The 14,516-nt window shown below is 64.9% G+C and carries 10 protein-coding genes; 6 read left to right on the top strand and 4 right to left on the bottom strand.

From position 1 onward, the window contains the following. Positions 1 to 70: 70 nt before the first annotated feature. From AC3G2C_RS13820 to AC3G2C_RS13810, 3 genes are read left to right on the top strand one after another with little or no spacing between them, the layout of a single operon-like run. Positions 71 to 2,158 (top strand): alpha-L-rhamnosidase-related protein, encoded by a 2,088-nt coding sequence (locus AC3G2C_RS13820; RefSeq protein ID WP_488385472.1) that lies wholly within the window; start codon positions 71 to 73, stop codon positions 2,156 to 2,158. After that, positions 2,155 to 3,654, top strand: a complete 1,500-nt coding sequence (locus tag AC3G2C_RS13815) for an MFS transporter (RefSeq protein ID WP_488385202.1) — start codon at positions 2,155 to 2,157, stop codon at positions 3,652 to 3,654. The genes AC3G2C_RS13820 and AC3G2C_RS13815 overlap by 4 nt, the downstream gene beginning before the upstream one ends. Positions 3,655 to 3,664: 10 nt before the next feature. Continuing rightward, positions 3,665 to 5,347, top strand: coding sequence for an alpha-amylase family glycosyl hydrolase (locus AC3G2C_RS13810; RefSeq protein WP_488385201.1), 1,683 nt, complete (start codon positions 3,665 to 3,667; stop codon positions 5,345 to 5,347). Positions 5,348 to 5,423: 76 nt separating this feature from the next. Here the strand turns inward: AC3G2C_RS13810 and AC3G2C_RS13805 are convergent, their stop codons facing one another. Together AC3G2C_RS13805 and AC3G2C_RS13800 are read right to left on the bottom strand one after the other, a co-directional pair. Next, entirely contained in the window at positions 5,424 to 6,452 is a 1,029-nt protein-coding gene (locus tag AC3G2C_RS13805; protein ID WP_488385471.1) for a LacI family DNA-binding transcriptional regulator, read from the bottom strand. Between the two features lie 890 nt (positions 6,453 to 7,342). Beyond that, positions 7,343 to 8,350 carry a bile acid:sodium symporter family protein gene (locus AC3G2C_RS13800; protein WP_488385200.1) on the bottom strand — a complete coding sequence of 336 codons (1,008 nt, stop codon included), beginning with the start codon at positions 8,348 to 8,350 and terminating at the stop codon, positions 7,343 to 7,345. A gap of 93 nt (positions 8,351 to 8,443) precedes the next feature. Here AC3G2C_RS13800 and AC3G2C_RS13795 point away from each other — a divergent pair, with 93 nt between their 5' ends. Next, positions 8,444 to 9,328 (top strand): LysR family transcriptional regulator, encoded by an 885-nt coding sequence (locus AC3G2C_RS13795; RefSeq protein WP_488385199.1) that lies wholly within the window; start codon positions 8,444 to 8,446, stop codon positions 9,326 to 9,328. Positions 9,329 to 9,391: 63 nt separating this feature from the next. Further along, positions 9,392 to 10,099, top strand: coding sequence for a glutathione S-transferase (locus AC3G2C_RS13790; RefSeq protein WP_488385198.1), 708 nt, complete (start codon positions 9,392 to 9,394; stop codon positions 10,097 to 10,099). Between the two features lie 10 nt (positions 10,100 to 10,109). Here the strand turns inward: AC3G2C_RS13790 and AC3G2C_RS13785 are convergent, their stop codons facing one another. Both AC3G2C_RS13785 and AC3G2C_RS13780 read right to left on the bottom strand, forming a co-directional pair. Further along, a complete protein-coding gene (locus AC3G2C_RS13785; RefSeq protein WP_488385197.1) occupies positions 10,110 to 10,541 on the bottom strand; it encodes an EamA family transporter in 432 nt (143 codons plus the stop codon). A gap of 21 nt (positions 10,542 to 10,562) precedes the next feature. Next, positions 10,563 to 11,057 carry a DUF2782 domain-containing protein gene (locus AC3G2C_RS13780; RefSeq protein WP_488385196.1) on the bottom strand — a complete coding sequence of 165 codons (495 nt, stop codon included), beginning with the start codon at positions 11,055 to 11,057 and terminating at the stop codon, positions 10,563 to 10,565. A 131-nt stretch (positions 11,058 to 11,188) separates the two neighbouring features. On the opposite strand from AC3G2C_RS13780, the gene polA reads away from it, so the two are divergent. Continuing rightward, the gene (gene polA, locus AC3G2C_RS13775) at positions 11,189 to 13,927 is read left to right on the top strand and encodes a DNA polymerase I (protein WP_488385195.1); all 2,739 of its coding nucleotides are present in this window, start codon (positions 11,189 to 11,191) and stop codon (positions 13,925 to 13,927) included. The last annotated feature ends 589 nt before the right edge of the window (positions 13,928 to 14,516 follow it).

The following is a 14,516-nucleotide window of genomic DNA, read 5'->3' as shown; positions in this document are numbered from 1 at the left end:
CGCGGGCGCGGTGCATGCCGAGGCGGTGGATGCCAAGGGCGAGGTGAACTGGCGCGGGCAGACGGCCAGCATGAGCGCGCATGGTGACGGCAGCTTCGTGCTGCGTGCCCCCCATGGCGATCGCACGATTGCCCAGCAGCCGCTCAGCGTGCACACCGCGAGCCCCTTGTTCGATGGCCTGTTCGCCATGGCGCAGGATGACCTTCGACAGGATTCAGTTGCCGCCATTCGCGATGGCGCGTACGACCACGGCGCATCCATCGATTGCGCCTGTTACGCCACGGGCGAAAAGTGGCCGTATGTGTGGACGCGTGATTTGTCCTACTCCATCGACCTGGTGCTGTGGCGCATGGATGCCGCACGCGCGCGCCAGTCGCTGCGCTTCAAGTTGTCCGATGTGCGCGACCACAAGGCGGCGCAAGGTCTGTACATCATGCAGGACACCGGCTCGGGCGGCAGTTGGCCGATCAGCACCGACCGCGTGGTGTGGTTCCTGGCCGCGCGTCACCTGCTGGATGACAAAGCCTTCGCTGACGACACCTGGCGCGCCGTGAAAGACACGCTGGCGCAGGATCGCTTGTACGCCTTCGACCCGGCGCTGGGTCTGTATCGCGGGGAAACCTCGTTCCTGGATTGGCGCGAGCAGACGTACCCGGCCTGGACGGAAAAGGATGTGCGCCTCATCGGCGAATCCTTCGCGCTATCCACCAACGTGCTGCACTACCAGGCACTGCAACTGGCGGCACAGTTGGCGAGTCAGCGCCAGGATGCTTCGGCGGCGGAATACCGCAGCCAGGCGGAGGCGCTCAAGCGGGCCATCAATGCGCGTTTCTGGCGTGCCGACCGTGGCATGTACATGAGCTACCTCGGTCCGCAGGCCATGCCGGTGGACACTTATGACCTGCTGGGCATCGCGCTCGCCGTCACCAGTGGCGTGGCGGAAGGGGACAAGGCAAGGCAGACGCTCGCCAACTACCCCGCCTGGCCGGCCGGCAGCCCGGTGATCTGGCCCGAGCGCAAGGACCAGCCGATTTACCACAACCGTGCCATCTGGCCCTTCGTCAGCGCTTACGCGCTGCGCGCCGCGCGCACGGTGAACGATGCGCCGCGCATCGCGCACGAAATGGACTCCATCCTGCGCGGTGCCGCGCTCGCGGCCTCCAACATGGAGAACTACGAGCTGGTGACGCAGGCCGTGCATGTGGACGAAGGTCCGCTCAGCGGCCCGGTGGTCAACTCGCCGCGTCAGTTGTGGTCGGTGGCCGGCTACCTGGACATGGTGATCGGTGGCGTGTTCGGCCTCAGGGAGGCGGGGCGCATCGAGCCCAAGCTGCCGGTGGCATGGCTGGCGCCGCTGTTCGGTGAATCCGATCGCATCACGCTCACCTTGCCGGGCCAGCGCATCACCCTGGTGCGCCCGGCCAAGGTGGAGGGCGATCTGCTGGTATCGGCATCGCAGCAGCGGAAGGGCGATGAAACCATCGTGCAGCTCAAGGGCATTCGCTCCGGTGCGCGTCCGCTGCGTATCGATGCTCCCTTGTATGGGCCGAGCATGCCATCGGCGCCCAGCGTCACCCAGAAGGGTCAGCAGTGGCAGGTGAGTGCGCCGGCCAAGGGCGTGTTGTATCTGGATGGTCGCCGCATCGGCCCCATCGATGGCACGTTGAGCGTGCCGGTGTCGGCGACACGCGGTTGCTTCCAGCTCACCCAGCTCGGCGAAGGCGGCCTGGAGTCGCTGCCCAGCCTGGACAGTTGCCACGGTGAGGAAGCCCGCGTGGCGGGCGCCAGTGGCTGGCAGTGGCGCGCACCGACGGCGGGGCGCTATGTGGCCGCGTTCGACTACGTCAACGATCACGGCCCGATCAACACCGGCATCACTGCCTACGTGAAGCAGTTGCGCGTGCAGTGCGACGGCGCGGCCGACCAGCGATTGCCGGTGGTGATGCCCCACAGCGTGGGCGAGCAACGCTCCACCTCGGCCACGTTCACCGCACCGGCCGGCGCCACCTGTCGCTTCAGCCTGGAGGACGGTTTCAACATGAGCTACCTGAGCCACAACGCACACTACACCGGTGAACAGGGCGGCGCCTCCGGGCCCGTCAACGCCGCCGATGTGCGCGCGCTGCGCGTGTCGCCTGCCGGAAGCCGCACGCCATGACGCGCAAGCCCGAGCTGTCGTTCTGGCAGATCTGGAACATGTGCTTTGGCTTTCTTGGCATCCAGTTTGGCTTTGCCTTGCAGAACGCCAACGTCAGTCGCATCTTTCAGACCTTGGGCGCGGACGTGGGGGATATTTCGGCCCTGTGGATTGCCGCACCGTTCACAGGCCTGGTCGTGCAACCGATCATCGGCTATCTGTCCGATCGCACCTGGACGCGTTTGGGTCGACGTCGCCCGTATTTCCTGATCGGTGCGATCGCCACCACGCTGGCGCTGCTGTGCATGCCCAATTCGCCCACGCTCTGGGTGGCGGCCGGGCTGCTATGGGTGATGGATGCCTCCATCAATATCTCGATGGAGCCCTTCCGTGCCTTCGTGGGCGATCAGTTGCCGCCGCGCCAGCGCCCCGCCGGCTACGCGATGCAGAGTTTTTTCATCGGCGTGGGCTCGGTGGTGGCGTCCCTGCTGCCCTGGCTGCTGGCCAAGCTGGGTGTGAGCAACGTGGCGGGTGACGGCGCGGTCCCCGACACGGTGAAGTACGCGTTCTACTTCGGCGGTGCCGTACTGCTCGTGTCCGTGCTCTGGACTGTCTTGAGCACGCGCGAGTATCCGCCCGAGCGATTGGCGTCCTTCGAGGATGCCCTGGCGGACAAGTCGGTGGTGAGCGTCACCGGCGCATGGCGCGTGGGCGTGATCCTGTTGGCGGCGGGCGTGCTGTTGATGCCCGCGATCTACCACTACGCACTGGAGAAGGAGCTGTACCTGCTGGCAGGTGGCCTGGCCGTGTTCGGCGCGTTGTTCGCATGGGTATCGCGAACCAGCAGCCAGGGCATGGTGCGCCAAGTCATGGGCGATCTGTATGGCATGCCGGGCCCCATGCGACGCCTGGCGCTGGTGCAGTTTTTTTCATGGTTCGCCTTGTTCGCCTTGTGGATCTACACCACGCCTGCCGTGGCTGCCACGCACTTTGGTAGCGCCGATCCGCATACAGCCGCCTACAACGAGGGCGCCAACTGGGTAGGCGTGTTGTTCGCCGCCTACAACGCGTTCGCCGCGCTGGCGGCGGCACTGATACCGCTGATGGTGCGCCGTTGGGGGCTGCGTACCAGTCACCTGGTCAACCTGTGGCTGGGCGGCGCGGGCTTGCTGTCGATCTTGGTGATCCGCGACCCGCAGTGGTTGCTGCTCTCCATGGTGGGCGTGGGTTTCGCGTGGGCATCGATCCTGTCGTTGCCCTATGCGCTGCTGTCGGACAATCTGCCGGCGGTGAAGATGGGCGTGTACATGGGCATCTTCAATTTCTTCATCGTGATTCCGCAGTTGCTGGCCGCCAGCGTGCTTGGCCTGTTGTTGCGCCTGTTCTTCCACGGGCAGCCGATCTGGGCGCTGGCCATGGGTGGCGCCAGCCTGGTGATGGCCGGCTTGTGCACGCTGCGTGTGAACGAACCTTCCTCCGCTCTCGCCGACGCGCCCGCCGGCGCGGGCCACCACTGACGCCATGCTCATGCGCCGAACCTCACTTGCTGTCCTGCTGTGTGCATCCCTCGCCAGTTTCTCCGCGTTTGCGGCGGCTGCGCCGCATCGCGACTACGTCGGCACGGACGAGCCGCTCGCGGCCAACGCCATCTACTTCGTGATGACCGATCGCTTCGTTAATGGCGATCCGTCCAACGATCATCGCGACCAGGGCGGTGCGCACCGCACGTTCGACATTCCCATTCAGGGGCCCAACGGCGAAACCGACAACATCGGTTACCTGGGTGGCGACTTCAAGGGCATCCTGGATAACGCCGGCTATATCCGCGGCATGGGCTTTGGCGCGGTGTGGATCACGCCCATCGTGGACAACCCCGATGAGGCGTTTACCGGCGGCGATCCGGTGAGCTGGGGCAGCATGCTCACCGATCGCGGCAAAACGGGCTATCACGGCTACTGGGGCGTGAACTTCTACAAGCTGGATGAGCACCTGCCAAGCAAGAATCTGGATTTCGCCCAGTTCACCCAGAAGATGCGCGGGCAGGGCCTCAAGACTGTGCTCGACATCGTCGCCAACCATGGCTCGCCGGCCTTCAGCATGCCGGTGGCGCAGCCGCAGTTCGGGCAGATCTACGACAAGGACGGCAAGCTGATTGCCGACCACCAGAACCTGGACCCGTCCGATCTCGATCCGGTGCACAACCCGCTGCATCGCTTCTATCACGCGTACGAAGACCTGGCGCAGCTGTCCAACAACAACGACGAGAATCCGGCGGTACTGGATTACTTCGTGGGCGCCTATCTGCAGTGGGCTGACCAGGGCGCCGATGCCTTCCGCATCGACACCATCAGCCACATGCCCACGGCGTTCTGGAAGCAGTTTGCCCAGCGCATTCGCGCCAAGCATCCGGGCTTCTTCATGTTCGGCGAGGCATTCGATTACGACCCGGATAACCTGGGCCAGTACACCTGGGCGCGCAACGGCGGCATCAGCGTGTTGGACTTTCCGCTGCGCCAGCGCGTGGCAGAAGTGTTCGAACATCCGCACAGCGATTACGCGCGTGTCGCCCAGCGCCTGTACCTGCGTAACGGGCCGTATGCCAATCCGTACGAGTTGGTGACCTTCTACGACAACCACGACATGGCGCGTTTGAACGCCAACGACGATGGTTTCATCGATGCGCACAACTGGCTGTTCACCGCGCGCGGCATTCCTGCCATTTACTACGGTTCGGAAGTGGGCTTCATGCGTGGGCGCGCCGAGCACCAGGGCAACCGCAACTACTTCGGCCAGGAGCGCATCGATGCCGCGCCCAAGAGCCGTATCTACCAGCAGCTCGTACGTATCGCCACGCTGCGCGAGAAGACCCCGGCACTGCAGCGCGGCTTGATGTTGCCGCTGCGGTTCTCCGGTGACCAGGCGGCCTTCTATCGTGTGTACCAAAAGGGCAGCGCACACCAGATCGCGCTGGTGCTGCTCAACAAGGGGGATGCTCCGGCCGATTTCGCCGTGTCGGATTACCTGCAGGCAGGCCGCTGGGCGCCGGCCCTGGGCGGCAAGCCGGTGAGCGTGAGCAATGGCGGTACGCTGCACAGCACAGTCAACGCGCATGATGTGCAGGTCTATGTGCTCGATGCTGTGGTGACGCGGCCCGATTTGATCGAGCAGCTCGATCGCCTGATGGACGAGAAGGGTCATCCGGGCGCGTAAGCGCCTGTTTCCGATCTCCGCCTAGCCCGCGCCAGCCCGAAGGGTTGCGTGGGCGCGCCCCTGAGCGTTCGCGCGGTTAGCGAGCGCGAACGCTGGATTTGCGCACGATCAGCTTGGCCGGGAGCATGGCGTTTTCGGCCGGCTCGCCGCGGATCAGTCGCAGCAGGTTGTCCACCAGGATTTCGCCGGCCAGTTGTGTGTCCTGCAATACCGTGGTGAGCGGTGGCTTGGCGAAGCTCGCCATGGGGATATCGTCAAAGCCTGCCAGCGCGACATCCTCGGGCACGCGCAGGCCGTGGTCGTCCAGCGCACGCATGGCGCCAATGGCGATCAAGTCGCTGGCGGCGAACACCGCATCAAAGGTGACGCCTCGCGCCAACAGCGTTTCCAGCGCCTCGTAGCCCGAGCGCTCGGTGCTTTCGCCATTCACCTGCAGCACCGGCTCCGCGTCCAGGCCCGCTGCTTCCAGCGCACGCGCATAGCCGCGGTAGCGGTCGAAGAACTCCGGGTAGTGGCTCGACGCATCGCCCAGGAAAGCGATGCGCCGGCAACCTTGGTCGATCAAGTGCTGCGTGACGGCATAGCCACCGGCGAGGTTGTCGCAACCCACCGACACGTCGGGCTGGTCCGGCAGCACGGCGCCCCAGCGCACGCACTTGGTGCCTTGCTGCACCAGCTTTTCCAGCTTGTCGCGAATGGCCAGGTAGTCGCCGTAGCCCAGCAGGATGATGCCGTCTGCCTTCTTGCTGTCGGCGTAGTCGGCGTGCCAGTCGCGCGAAAACTGCTGGAACGAGATCAACAGGTCGTAACCACGCTGCGCGCTGGCTCGCGTGATGGAACCGAGCATGGACAGGAAGAACGGGTTGATGTGCGACTCGTCCGCCGTGGGGTCCTCGAACAGCAGCAGCGCCAGCGTGCCGGTGTGGCGCGCGCGCAGGCTGGAGGCATTCTTGTCCACCTTGTAGTTGAGTTCGTCGACCGCCGCCTGGATGCGCCGGCGCGTCTCCTCGTTGACCAGCGGACTGCCGCGCAGGGCGCGCGACACCGTGGACTGGGACACGCCAGCCAGGTGGGCAATATCGAACGAGGTAACTTTTCCCTTGATCTGCACGCAGCCACGACCTTCAAGTCTGGTTTGGCCCGATCCGTTTGGCCTGACGGTTCTGTATCCCGCAAATCCTAGCGAGTTGTGTGCTCGCTGTCCTTTCGTGTCGCGCAGACAAAAAAAGCCCCGAGGATTAGGGGGGAATCCTCGGGGCCGGGGTGGCCGTAGAACCCAGGGGAGAGGTCTACGAACCGGGTGACTCGTCCAGGGAGGTGGCGAGTCGTGGATGCCGTTGCGCGCATCCGATAAGTGAGAACGCGTGGCGCGGCAAAAGTTGCACTGAACGGGTCGGTTTTGGTTAGCGGGTGTTCATTTGACGAAATTCGAACATTTAGATCGAGGCGAATAGGGACTTTGGGCGGTATTGGGGAGTGAGGGTGTGTGTTGATGTGTTCTGACGCCCGCATCTTTGTCGAAGGGGGTAGCTATACGGTGACTTGGGTGTCTCGCGACCGAAGGCGGCTGAATGAGATAGCGGTTTTCTGACGGGCTGCTGGATTCTGTCTTGTTTGCCTGAGCGCTATCGCTAGCGTGCTCGCCTGCGATCGAAGGGAGTCCCTGTGGGACGGCGGGCTTCCGACCTCCTGCCGGAGGCCGGAAGCCCGCCGCAGGCGAGTTAGATCAAAGCAACGCCACATCAACCGCGAAAGTCACTGGGTCCCAGCATTCGCTGGGACGACGTTGTAGGAGGGCGGAAGCCCGTGGCCCGACGCGGACTCCCTTCGGTCGCAGGCGAGCCAGATCGAGGTAACGCCAAGTCAAAGGCGAAAGTCACTGGGTGACCAGCCCTTCGGTTGTTGAAAAGCGCTTCCAGCGCTTGCCCCCTTTTTGGGGTTCGCTAGGACGACGTTGTAATCGCCACAACACGCGCTCACGCGCTAGACACGCCCTCAGCGCGCCACCGGCGCCTCTTCACTCGCCTCACGCGTCAACTCCTCCGGTCGGGCCGCATAACGCCGCGCCAACACCGCGCAAGTCATCAATTGCATCTGATGAAACAGCATGATCGGCAACACGATCGTGCCCAGGGGATGCCCGGCAAACAGCACCTTCGCCATCGGCACACCGCTCGCCAGACTCTTCTTCGAGCCGCAGAACACAATGGTGATTTCATCCGCGCGCTCAAAACCCAGCGCGCGCGAACCATAGCGTGTTATCAGCAGCGCCACAGCCAGCAAAATCGCATTGACCACCAGCAAGCCCACCAGCACCGGCAGCGGCACCTGCTTCCACAGGCCCTGTAGTACCGCTGCGCTGAACGCCGTGTACACCACCAGCAGGATCGAACCCTGGTCCACATAGGTCAGCATGGCGCGATGGCGGCTTACCCAGCCGCCGATCCAGCGCTGCGCCACCTGGCCGGCCACGAACGGAACCAGCAACTGCATCACGATGCCGCCCACGGCGCCCCAGGACATGCCGCCTTGCCCATGCGACTCCAGCATCACGCCGACCAGCAGCGGGGTGATGAATATGCCCAGCAGGCTTGATGCCGACGCCGCGCAGATGGCGGCGGGAATATTGCCGCGCGCCATCGAGGTAAAGGCGATGGACGACTGCACCGTCGAGGGCAGCGTGCACAGGAACAGCACACCCAGATACAGATCGGGCGTGACCAGCGGCGACAGCACGGGACGCAGCAGCCAACCCAGCAACGGGAACAGCACGAAGGTACTGGCTAGTACCGTCAGGTGCAGTCGCCAGTGCGTCATGCCGGCCACCACGGCTTCGCGCGAGAGCTTGGCGCCGTGCAGGAAGAACAGCAGCGCGATGGCTGCGTCGGTCAGCACGTCGAACACGCCCGCGGCGCGGCCCCGGCACGGCAGCAGGCTGGCCAGGATCACCGTGGTGATCAGCGCGCAGGTGAAGCGATCCGGAAGGAAACGACGCAGAAACATGGCGTTGGGCCAATCGAGCGGGAGGCGCCTATTGGACTGCCGCGCGATTGATTATTCAAATCGTTTTATCGGAAGTATTGATAATATGAGCGCATGAATATCAACCTGCGCCAGCTCCGCGTGTTTCTGGCGGTGGCCCAGCAGCAGCATTTCCGCCGTGCGGCGGAGAGCCTGCACCTGAGCCAGCCGGCAGTGAGCCGCCAGATCGCCGAGCTGGAGGCTGAACTGGGCGTGCGGCTGTTCGACCGCACTACTCGCGAGGTGGTGCCCACCGAGGCTGGGCGTTACCTGGAGAGTGCCGTGGGCCGGGTGCTGGACGAGTTGGAAGGCGTGCTCGGCCACCTGCATTCGGAGAGCGAGCGCCGTCGCGGCAAGGTGCATGTGGCCTCCGTGCCCACACTGTCGGCCGGGCTCATGCCCCAATGCATCGCCGACTGCGCGCGTCGCTACCCCGAGCTCACCATCCAGTTGCACGACCAGGCACAGACCCTGGTGCTGGACAGCGTGCGGGGTGGTGAGGTGGATTTCGGCGTGGCCATCGCACCGGCAGCCAGCGCCGAGTTCGATGTGGAGCGCATCCTGCGCGATCCCTTCGTGTTGGTATGCCGCCCGGATCATCCGCTGGCCCGGCTGCAGCGCGTGCCTTGGCGCAAGCTGCGCGGCGAGCCGCTGGTGTTGCTCGACTACTCCTCTGGCAGCCGCCGACTGATCGATCACGCGCTGGCCAGTCGCGGCATCGAGGCCAACATTGTCCAGCAGACCGGCCACACGCTCACCGCCTTTCGCATGGTGGAGGCCGGCCTGGGCATCAGCGTGAGTCCGGCCTTGTCGCCGCCGCCCGCCAGCCTGGTCACGCGTCCGCTTACGCCGGTGGAACATCGCGACGTGGTGCTGATCAAGCGCCGCCAACGCTCGTTGTCGCCGCTCGCCGCGTTGGTGTGGGACGCCTTGCGCGCACTGGCGCAGCGCTCACCCTAGACACGTCACGCCGCATTGAGCGTCTGTCGCCTACGTTCGGGTTTTCGCCCACGGCAGACGATCATGCGCTACGAGCTCTACTACTGGACCGGCATCCAGGGCCGCGGCGAATTCGTGCGGCTCGCGCTGGAAGACGGCGGCGCCGACTATCGCGACGTGGCGCGCGAAAAAGGCGACGCCGTGATGATGCCCTTCCTGCGCGGCGAGCAACCCGGCGCGCGGCCGTTCGCCCCGCCGTTCCTGCGCGTGGGGCGGCAAGTGATTGCACAGACCGCCAACATCCTCGCCTTTCTGGCGCCTCGCCTGGGGCTGGTGCCAGCCTCCGCTGCCAATCAGTGCTACGCAATGCAGTTGCAGCTCACCATCAGCGACATCGTGGCGGAGGTGCATGACACGCACCATCCGCTATCCAGCGCGCTGTATTATGAAGACCAGCGCCCCGCAGCGCGCAAACGCGCGGCAGCCTTTCGCACCGAGCGCATCCCAAAATATCTCGACTACTTTGAGCAAGTGGTGGCCGCCAACGACGGGTGCCATGCGCTGGGGCGTCGTCATTCCTATGTGGATCTATCGCTGTTTCAGCTGATGGCGGGGTTGGACTACGCGTTTCCTACCGCCATGAAGCGACGCGCGCGCCGCTGGCCGCATCTGGGCGCGCTGAGCGAGCGGGTGGCGGATCGCCCGCGCGTGGCAGCGTACCTCGCCTCCGAGCGGCGCCTGCCGTTCAACGAGAGCGGCATCTTCCGCCACTACGCGGAGCTGGATGGCTGACCGAAGTCGATCAAAACACCGCGATGATTACTGCGCCCGCCACAATCAGCGCGCCGCCGATGGCCAGGGGCCAACTCAAGGTTTCGCCCAGCAACAACACGCCGAGCACAATGGCGATCGCCACGCTGAGCTTGTCGATGGGCGCCACCTTGCTCACCGGGCCCAGTTGCAGCGCGCGGTAGTAGCACAGCCAGGAAAGCCCGGTTGCCACGCCCGACAGCACCAGGTACACCCAACTGCTTGTTGGTAGCCCGGTTGGCTTGGCCCATTCGTGACGCAGGCTGAGGATGCCGGCCGTGACCAGCAGGATCACGATGGTGCGGATGAAGGTGGCGAGGTTGGAGTTGATCCCCGCCACCCCGAGCTTGCCGAACAGCGCAGTGAGCGCGGCGAAGAACGCCGAGCCCAAGGCGAACAGCAACCAACTGTCGCGCCATGGCATATCCGTTCGGCCCTTGGCGGCTTACTTGCCGCCGTTGTCCTGGTCTTCGGCGGTCTTGCCCTTGCCCCACTCCATGACCTTGTACATCACCGGCTTCACGGGCTCGCCAGCGGCGTTGGTCCAGGCACCCTTCTGGTCAACCATATAAGTTTGTGGAATGCCGCCCTTGGGCGTCACCACCACCATGTAGACCTGGCCGCTGCGGCTGAATTCCTGAATGGTCTGGTCGCCTTCGGTACGCACCTTCACCGTCGGCGGGGCTTCGCCACGTGCGTCACGCGGCGGTGAGGCAGCGCGGCCAGCCGGCTGGCTCAACGTTGCCGCCGTGTCGGCCGAGGGCTGGCCGGATTTGGTCGCGGAAGTCGATGCCGGTGCCGGCGGTGGTGCCACGGCCTTCACGCCCGGATCGTTGATGCCCGGCGGCGGTGGCGCGGGCGGAAACTGGCTGGCGGATTGGGCGAACACGGGGGACGCGACCGCCACACCAAGCGCAACAAGCAGGGACACGGATTTCATAACGATGGCCTCTCCTTCAATGGCGCGAGCATAGCAGCGCCGGGCGATGCGCCTCGTGAATCGATGATGAGCCTTTCGCCGCTACCGGTGTGCAGCCACGCCCCTCGGCCACGCGTGCGACAATCCCCGGCATGGCCAAGCTCATACTCATCGACGGTTCCTCCTACCTCTATCGCGCCTTTCACGCGTTGCCCCCGCTCAGCAACGCACAAGGCGAGCCCACCGGCGCCCTGTTCGGTGTGGTCAACATGTTGCGCGCCACGCTCAAGGCCAAGCCCGATTACGTGGCCTTCGTCAGCGACGCGCCCGGCCCCACGTTCCGCAACGCGCTGTACGACCAGTACAAGGCCAACCGACCGCCCATGCCCGACGACCTGCGCGCACAGGTGCAGCCCATGCTCGCCATCGTCGGCGCGCTGGGTTTTCCGATTCTGCGCGTGGATGGGGTGGAAGCCGACGACGTGATCGGCACGCTGACCGAACAGGCGCATGCGCAGGGTATCGAGGTGGAGATTTCCACCGGTGACAAGGACCTTGCGCAGTTGGTGCGGCCGGGCATCACGCTGGTCAACACCATGACCAACACCACTACCGACAGCGCCGGCGTGGTGGAGAAATTCGGCGTGCCGCCGGAACAGATCGTGGATTTCCTCGCCCTTACCGGCGACACCGTGGACAACGTACCCGGCGTGCCCAAGTGCGGCCCCAAGACGGCGGCCAAGTGGCTGGGTGAATACGGCTCGCTGGACAACCTCATCGCCAATGCCGACAAGGTCGGCGGCAAGATCGGCGAGAGCCTGCGCGCCGCCCTGCCGCAACTGCCGCTGTCACGTGAATTGGTCACCATCAAGACCGACGTGGCGTTGGAGCAGCCCGTTACCGCACTCACCCTGCACGATCGTCACGTGGACCAGTTGCGCGAGCTGTACACGCGCTATGAGTTCAAGCAGGCGCTGAAGGAGCTGGATGCCAACGGAGGTTCCAGCACCAAGGCCGCCAGCGACGTGCCGACACCCGCGCCCGCTCAGGGCTCGCTCCTGGGCGAAGAGCCCACGCTCAATATGGCCGGCCAGTACGAGCTGGTCACCACGCAGGCGCAGTTCGACGCCTGGCTGGCGAAGATCGCCGGCGCGCCGCTGGTGTCCTTCGATACCGAAACCACCTCCATCGACGCCATGCAGGCCGACATCGTGGGCCTGAGCCTGTCGGTGGAGCCGGGTCACGCGTGTTATGTGCCCCTGGCGCACGATTATCCGGGCGCGCCGCCGCAGCTTGGGCGCGACCACGTACTGGGCGCGCTCAAGCCCTTCTTCGAAGACCCCAGCCGCCCCAAGATGGGCCAGCACGCCAAGTACGACATCAACATCCTGTCGCACTACGGTATTGCGCTCGCCGGCCTCAAGCACGACTCCATGCTCGAATCCTACGTGTGGAATGCCACCGCCACGCGTCACGACATGGACTCGCTGGCCAAGAAATACCTGGACGTAGACACCATCAAGTACGAACAGGTGGCCGGCAAGGGCGCCAAGCAGATCCCGTTCTCGCAGGTGGATCTGGACACCGCCTGCCGTTATGCCGCCGAGGACGCGGACATCACCCTGCGCCTGCACCATGCGCTGTGGCCCAAGCTGGAGAGCATCCCGGCATTGCGCGCGGTGTACGAGAACATCGAGATGCCGCTGGTGCCGGTGCTGGCCGCGATGGAGCAGCGCGGCGTGCTGATCGACGTGAACGACCTGCGCATGCAGAGCCAGCAGCTGGGCAAGCGCATGCTGGAACTGCAACAGCAGGCATGGAAGGACGTAGGGCGCGAGTTCAACCTCGATTCGCCCAAGCAATTGCAGGCCATCCTGTTCGATGAGCTGGGCCTGCCGGCCAAGCTCAAGACGCCGACCGGTCAGCCGTCCACCAACGAAGAAGCCCTGGAAGCCATCGCCGACGATCACCCGCTACCGCGCCTGATCCTCGACTATCGCGGCCTGGCCAAGTTGCGTTCCACCTATACCGACAAGCTGGCCGAGATGGTGAACCCGCGCACCGGCCGCGTGCACACCAGCTACCACCAAGGCGCGGTCGCCACGGGTCGCATTTCCTCCAGCGATCCGAACCTGCAGAACATCCCGGTGCGTACCGAGGAGGGTCGCCGCATTCGCCAGGCCTTCGTGGCACCAAAAGGATGGGTGGTACTGGCCGCCGACTATTCGCAGATCGAACTGCGCATCATGGCCCACCTCTCCGGCGATGAAGGCCTGGTCAAAGCCTTCCAGGAAGGCGGCGATGTGCACCGCGCCACCGCTGCCGAAGTGTTCGGCATCACGCCCGAGGAGGTCAGCGCCAACCAGCGCCGTGCCGCCAAGGCGATCAACTTCGGCCTGATGTACGGCATGAGCGCCTTCGGCCTGGCCCGCCAGCTCGGCGTGGACCGCGGCGAAGCCAGCGACTACATGGCGCGTTACTTCGCCCGCTATCCGGGCGTGCATGCCTTCATGGAAGCGACCCGCGAACGTGCGCACCGCGACGGCTACGTGGAAACCCTGTTTGGCCGCCGCCTGTACCTGGAGAACCTAACGGCGCGCAACCAGGCCCTGCGCGCGGGCGCCGAGCGCGCGGCCGTGAACGCGCCGATGCAGGGCACCGCCGCGGACATCATCAAGCGCGCAATGATCGCCGTGCACGGCTGGCTGCTTGAGCGCGACGACGCGCACATGCTGATGCAGGTGCACGACGAACTGGTGTTCGAGGTGCGCGAGGATGCGGTGGATGTGATCCGCGCGGGCGTGATCGAACGCATGTCGGGCGCGGCGACGCTGTCGGTACCGCTGGTAGTGGATGTGGGTGTGGGCGCGAATTGGGATCAGGCGCACTGAGGGTACGCCGGTTGGGGTGGGCGCGGCCTGCGCGTGTTTTTCTGTGCGCTGGTCGCGTTGGTGTTGCTTGGGATGCGTTGGGAGCGATCTGTGCTCCCTTTGCTGTGGTGTCACTCGCGCGAATGCCAAATAAGCGCGCTGGCGCGGAGCTCGACTTCGCCGTTGCCCAAGTCCTGTGAAGACCTGGGGTGGCTTGCCTCGTGATGTTGCGTTGGCCTTCGGTTGCTGTAGTACGGCGGTCTGGCCGCCTGCGCGGCGAGCGTTTCGATCGTCTACCGACGCCCTTGCGGAACTTGGTCACGCTTCCTCTGCGCTAGGCCGTCGTTTCAGCGGAGGCTGGAGAGGCCTTCGGTAGTGAAAGGGCTGGTCATCCGATGGCCTTCGGTTGCTGTGGTGCGGTGATCTGGCCGCTTGCGCAGCGGGCGTTTCGATCGCCTGCCGGCGACCGAGTCACTTTTCTTTGCTGGCCCAAAGAAAAGTAAGGCGGTGTCAATCTAGAAGTGCATCATCGATGGCTTGGGCGAGGTCATCACGCCCCATCGCACGCATGAACATCTCGGCAGGACAGTGGTAGTCGAGGGTCGCTCGC

It is taken from the genome of Frateuria sp. sgz306004 (assembly GCF_057750885.1).
The sequence above is the reverse complement of the archived record's forward strand: the minus strand, read 5'-3'. Positions and strand labels throughout refer to the sequence as shown.

Excerpts from the sequence above, each read along its gene's own strand:
- AC3G2C_RS13820 (WP_488385472.1), top strand. The coding sequence starts at position 71 with ATGAGCGCGCATGGTGACGGCAGCTTCGTGCTGCGTGCCCCCCATGGC.
- AC3G2C_RS13815 (WP_488385202.1), top strand. The coding sequence starts at position 2,155 with ATGACGCGCAAGCCCGAGCTGTCGTTCTGGCAGATCTGGAACATGTGC.
- AC3G2C_RS13810 (WP_488385201.1), top strand. The coding sequence starts at position 3,665 with ATGCGCCGAACCTCACTTGCTGTCCTGCTGTGTGCATCCCTCGCCAGT.
- AC3G2C_RS13800 (WP_488385200.1), bottom strand. The coding sequence starts at position 8,350 with ATGTTTCTGCGTCGTTTCCTTCCGGATCGCTTCACCTGCGCGCTGATC.
- AC3G2C_RS13795 (WP_488385199.1), top strand. The coding sequence starts at position 8,444 with ATGAATATCAACCTGCGCCAGCTCCGCGTGTTTCTGGCGGTGGCCCAG.
- AC3G2C_RS13790 (WP_488385198.1), top strand. The coding sequence starts at position 9,392 with ATGCGCTACGAGCTCTACTACTGGACCGGCATCCAGGGCCGCGGCGAA.
- AC3G2C_RS13785 (WP_488385197.1), bottom strand. The coding sequence starts at position 10,541 with ATGCCATGGCGCGACAGTTGGTTGCTGTTCGCCTTGGGCTCGGCGTTC.
- AC3G2C_RS13780 (WP_488385196.1), bottom strand. The coding sequence starts at position 11,057 with ATGAAATCCGTGTCCCTGCTTGTTGCGCTTGGTGTGGCGGTCGCGTCC.
- polA (WP_488385195.1), top strand. The coding sequence starts at position 11,189 with ATGGCCAAGCTCATACTCATCGACGGTTCCTCCTACCTCTATCGCGCC.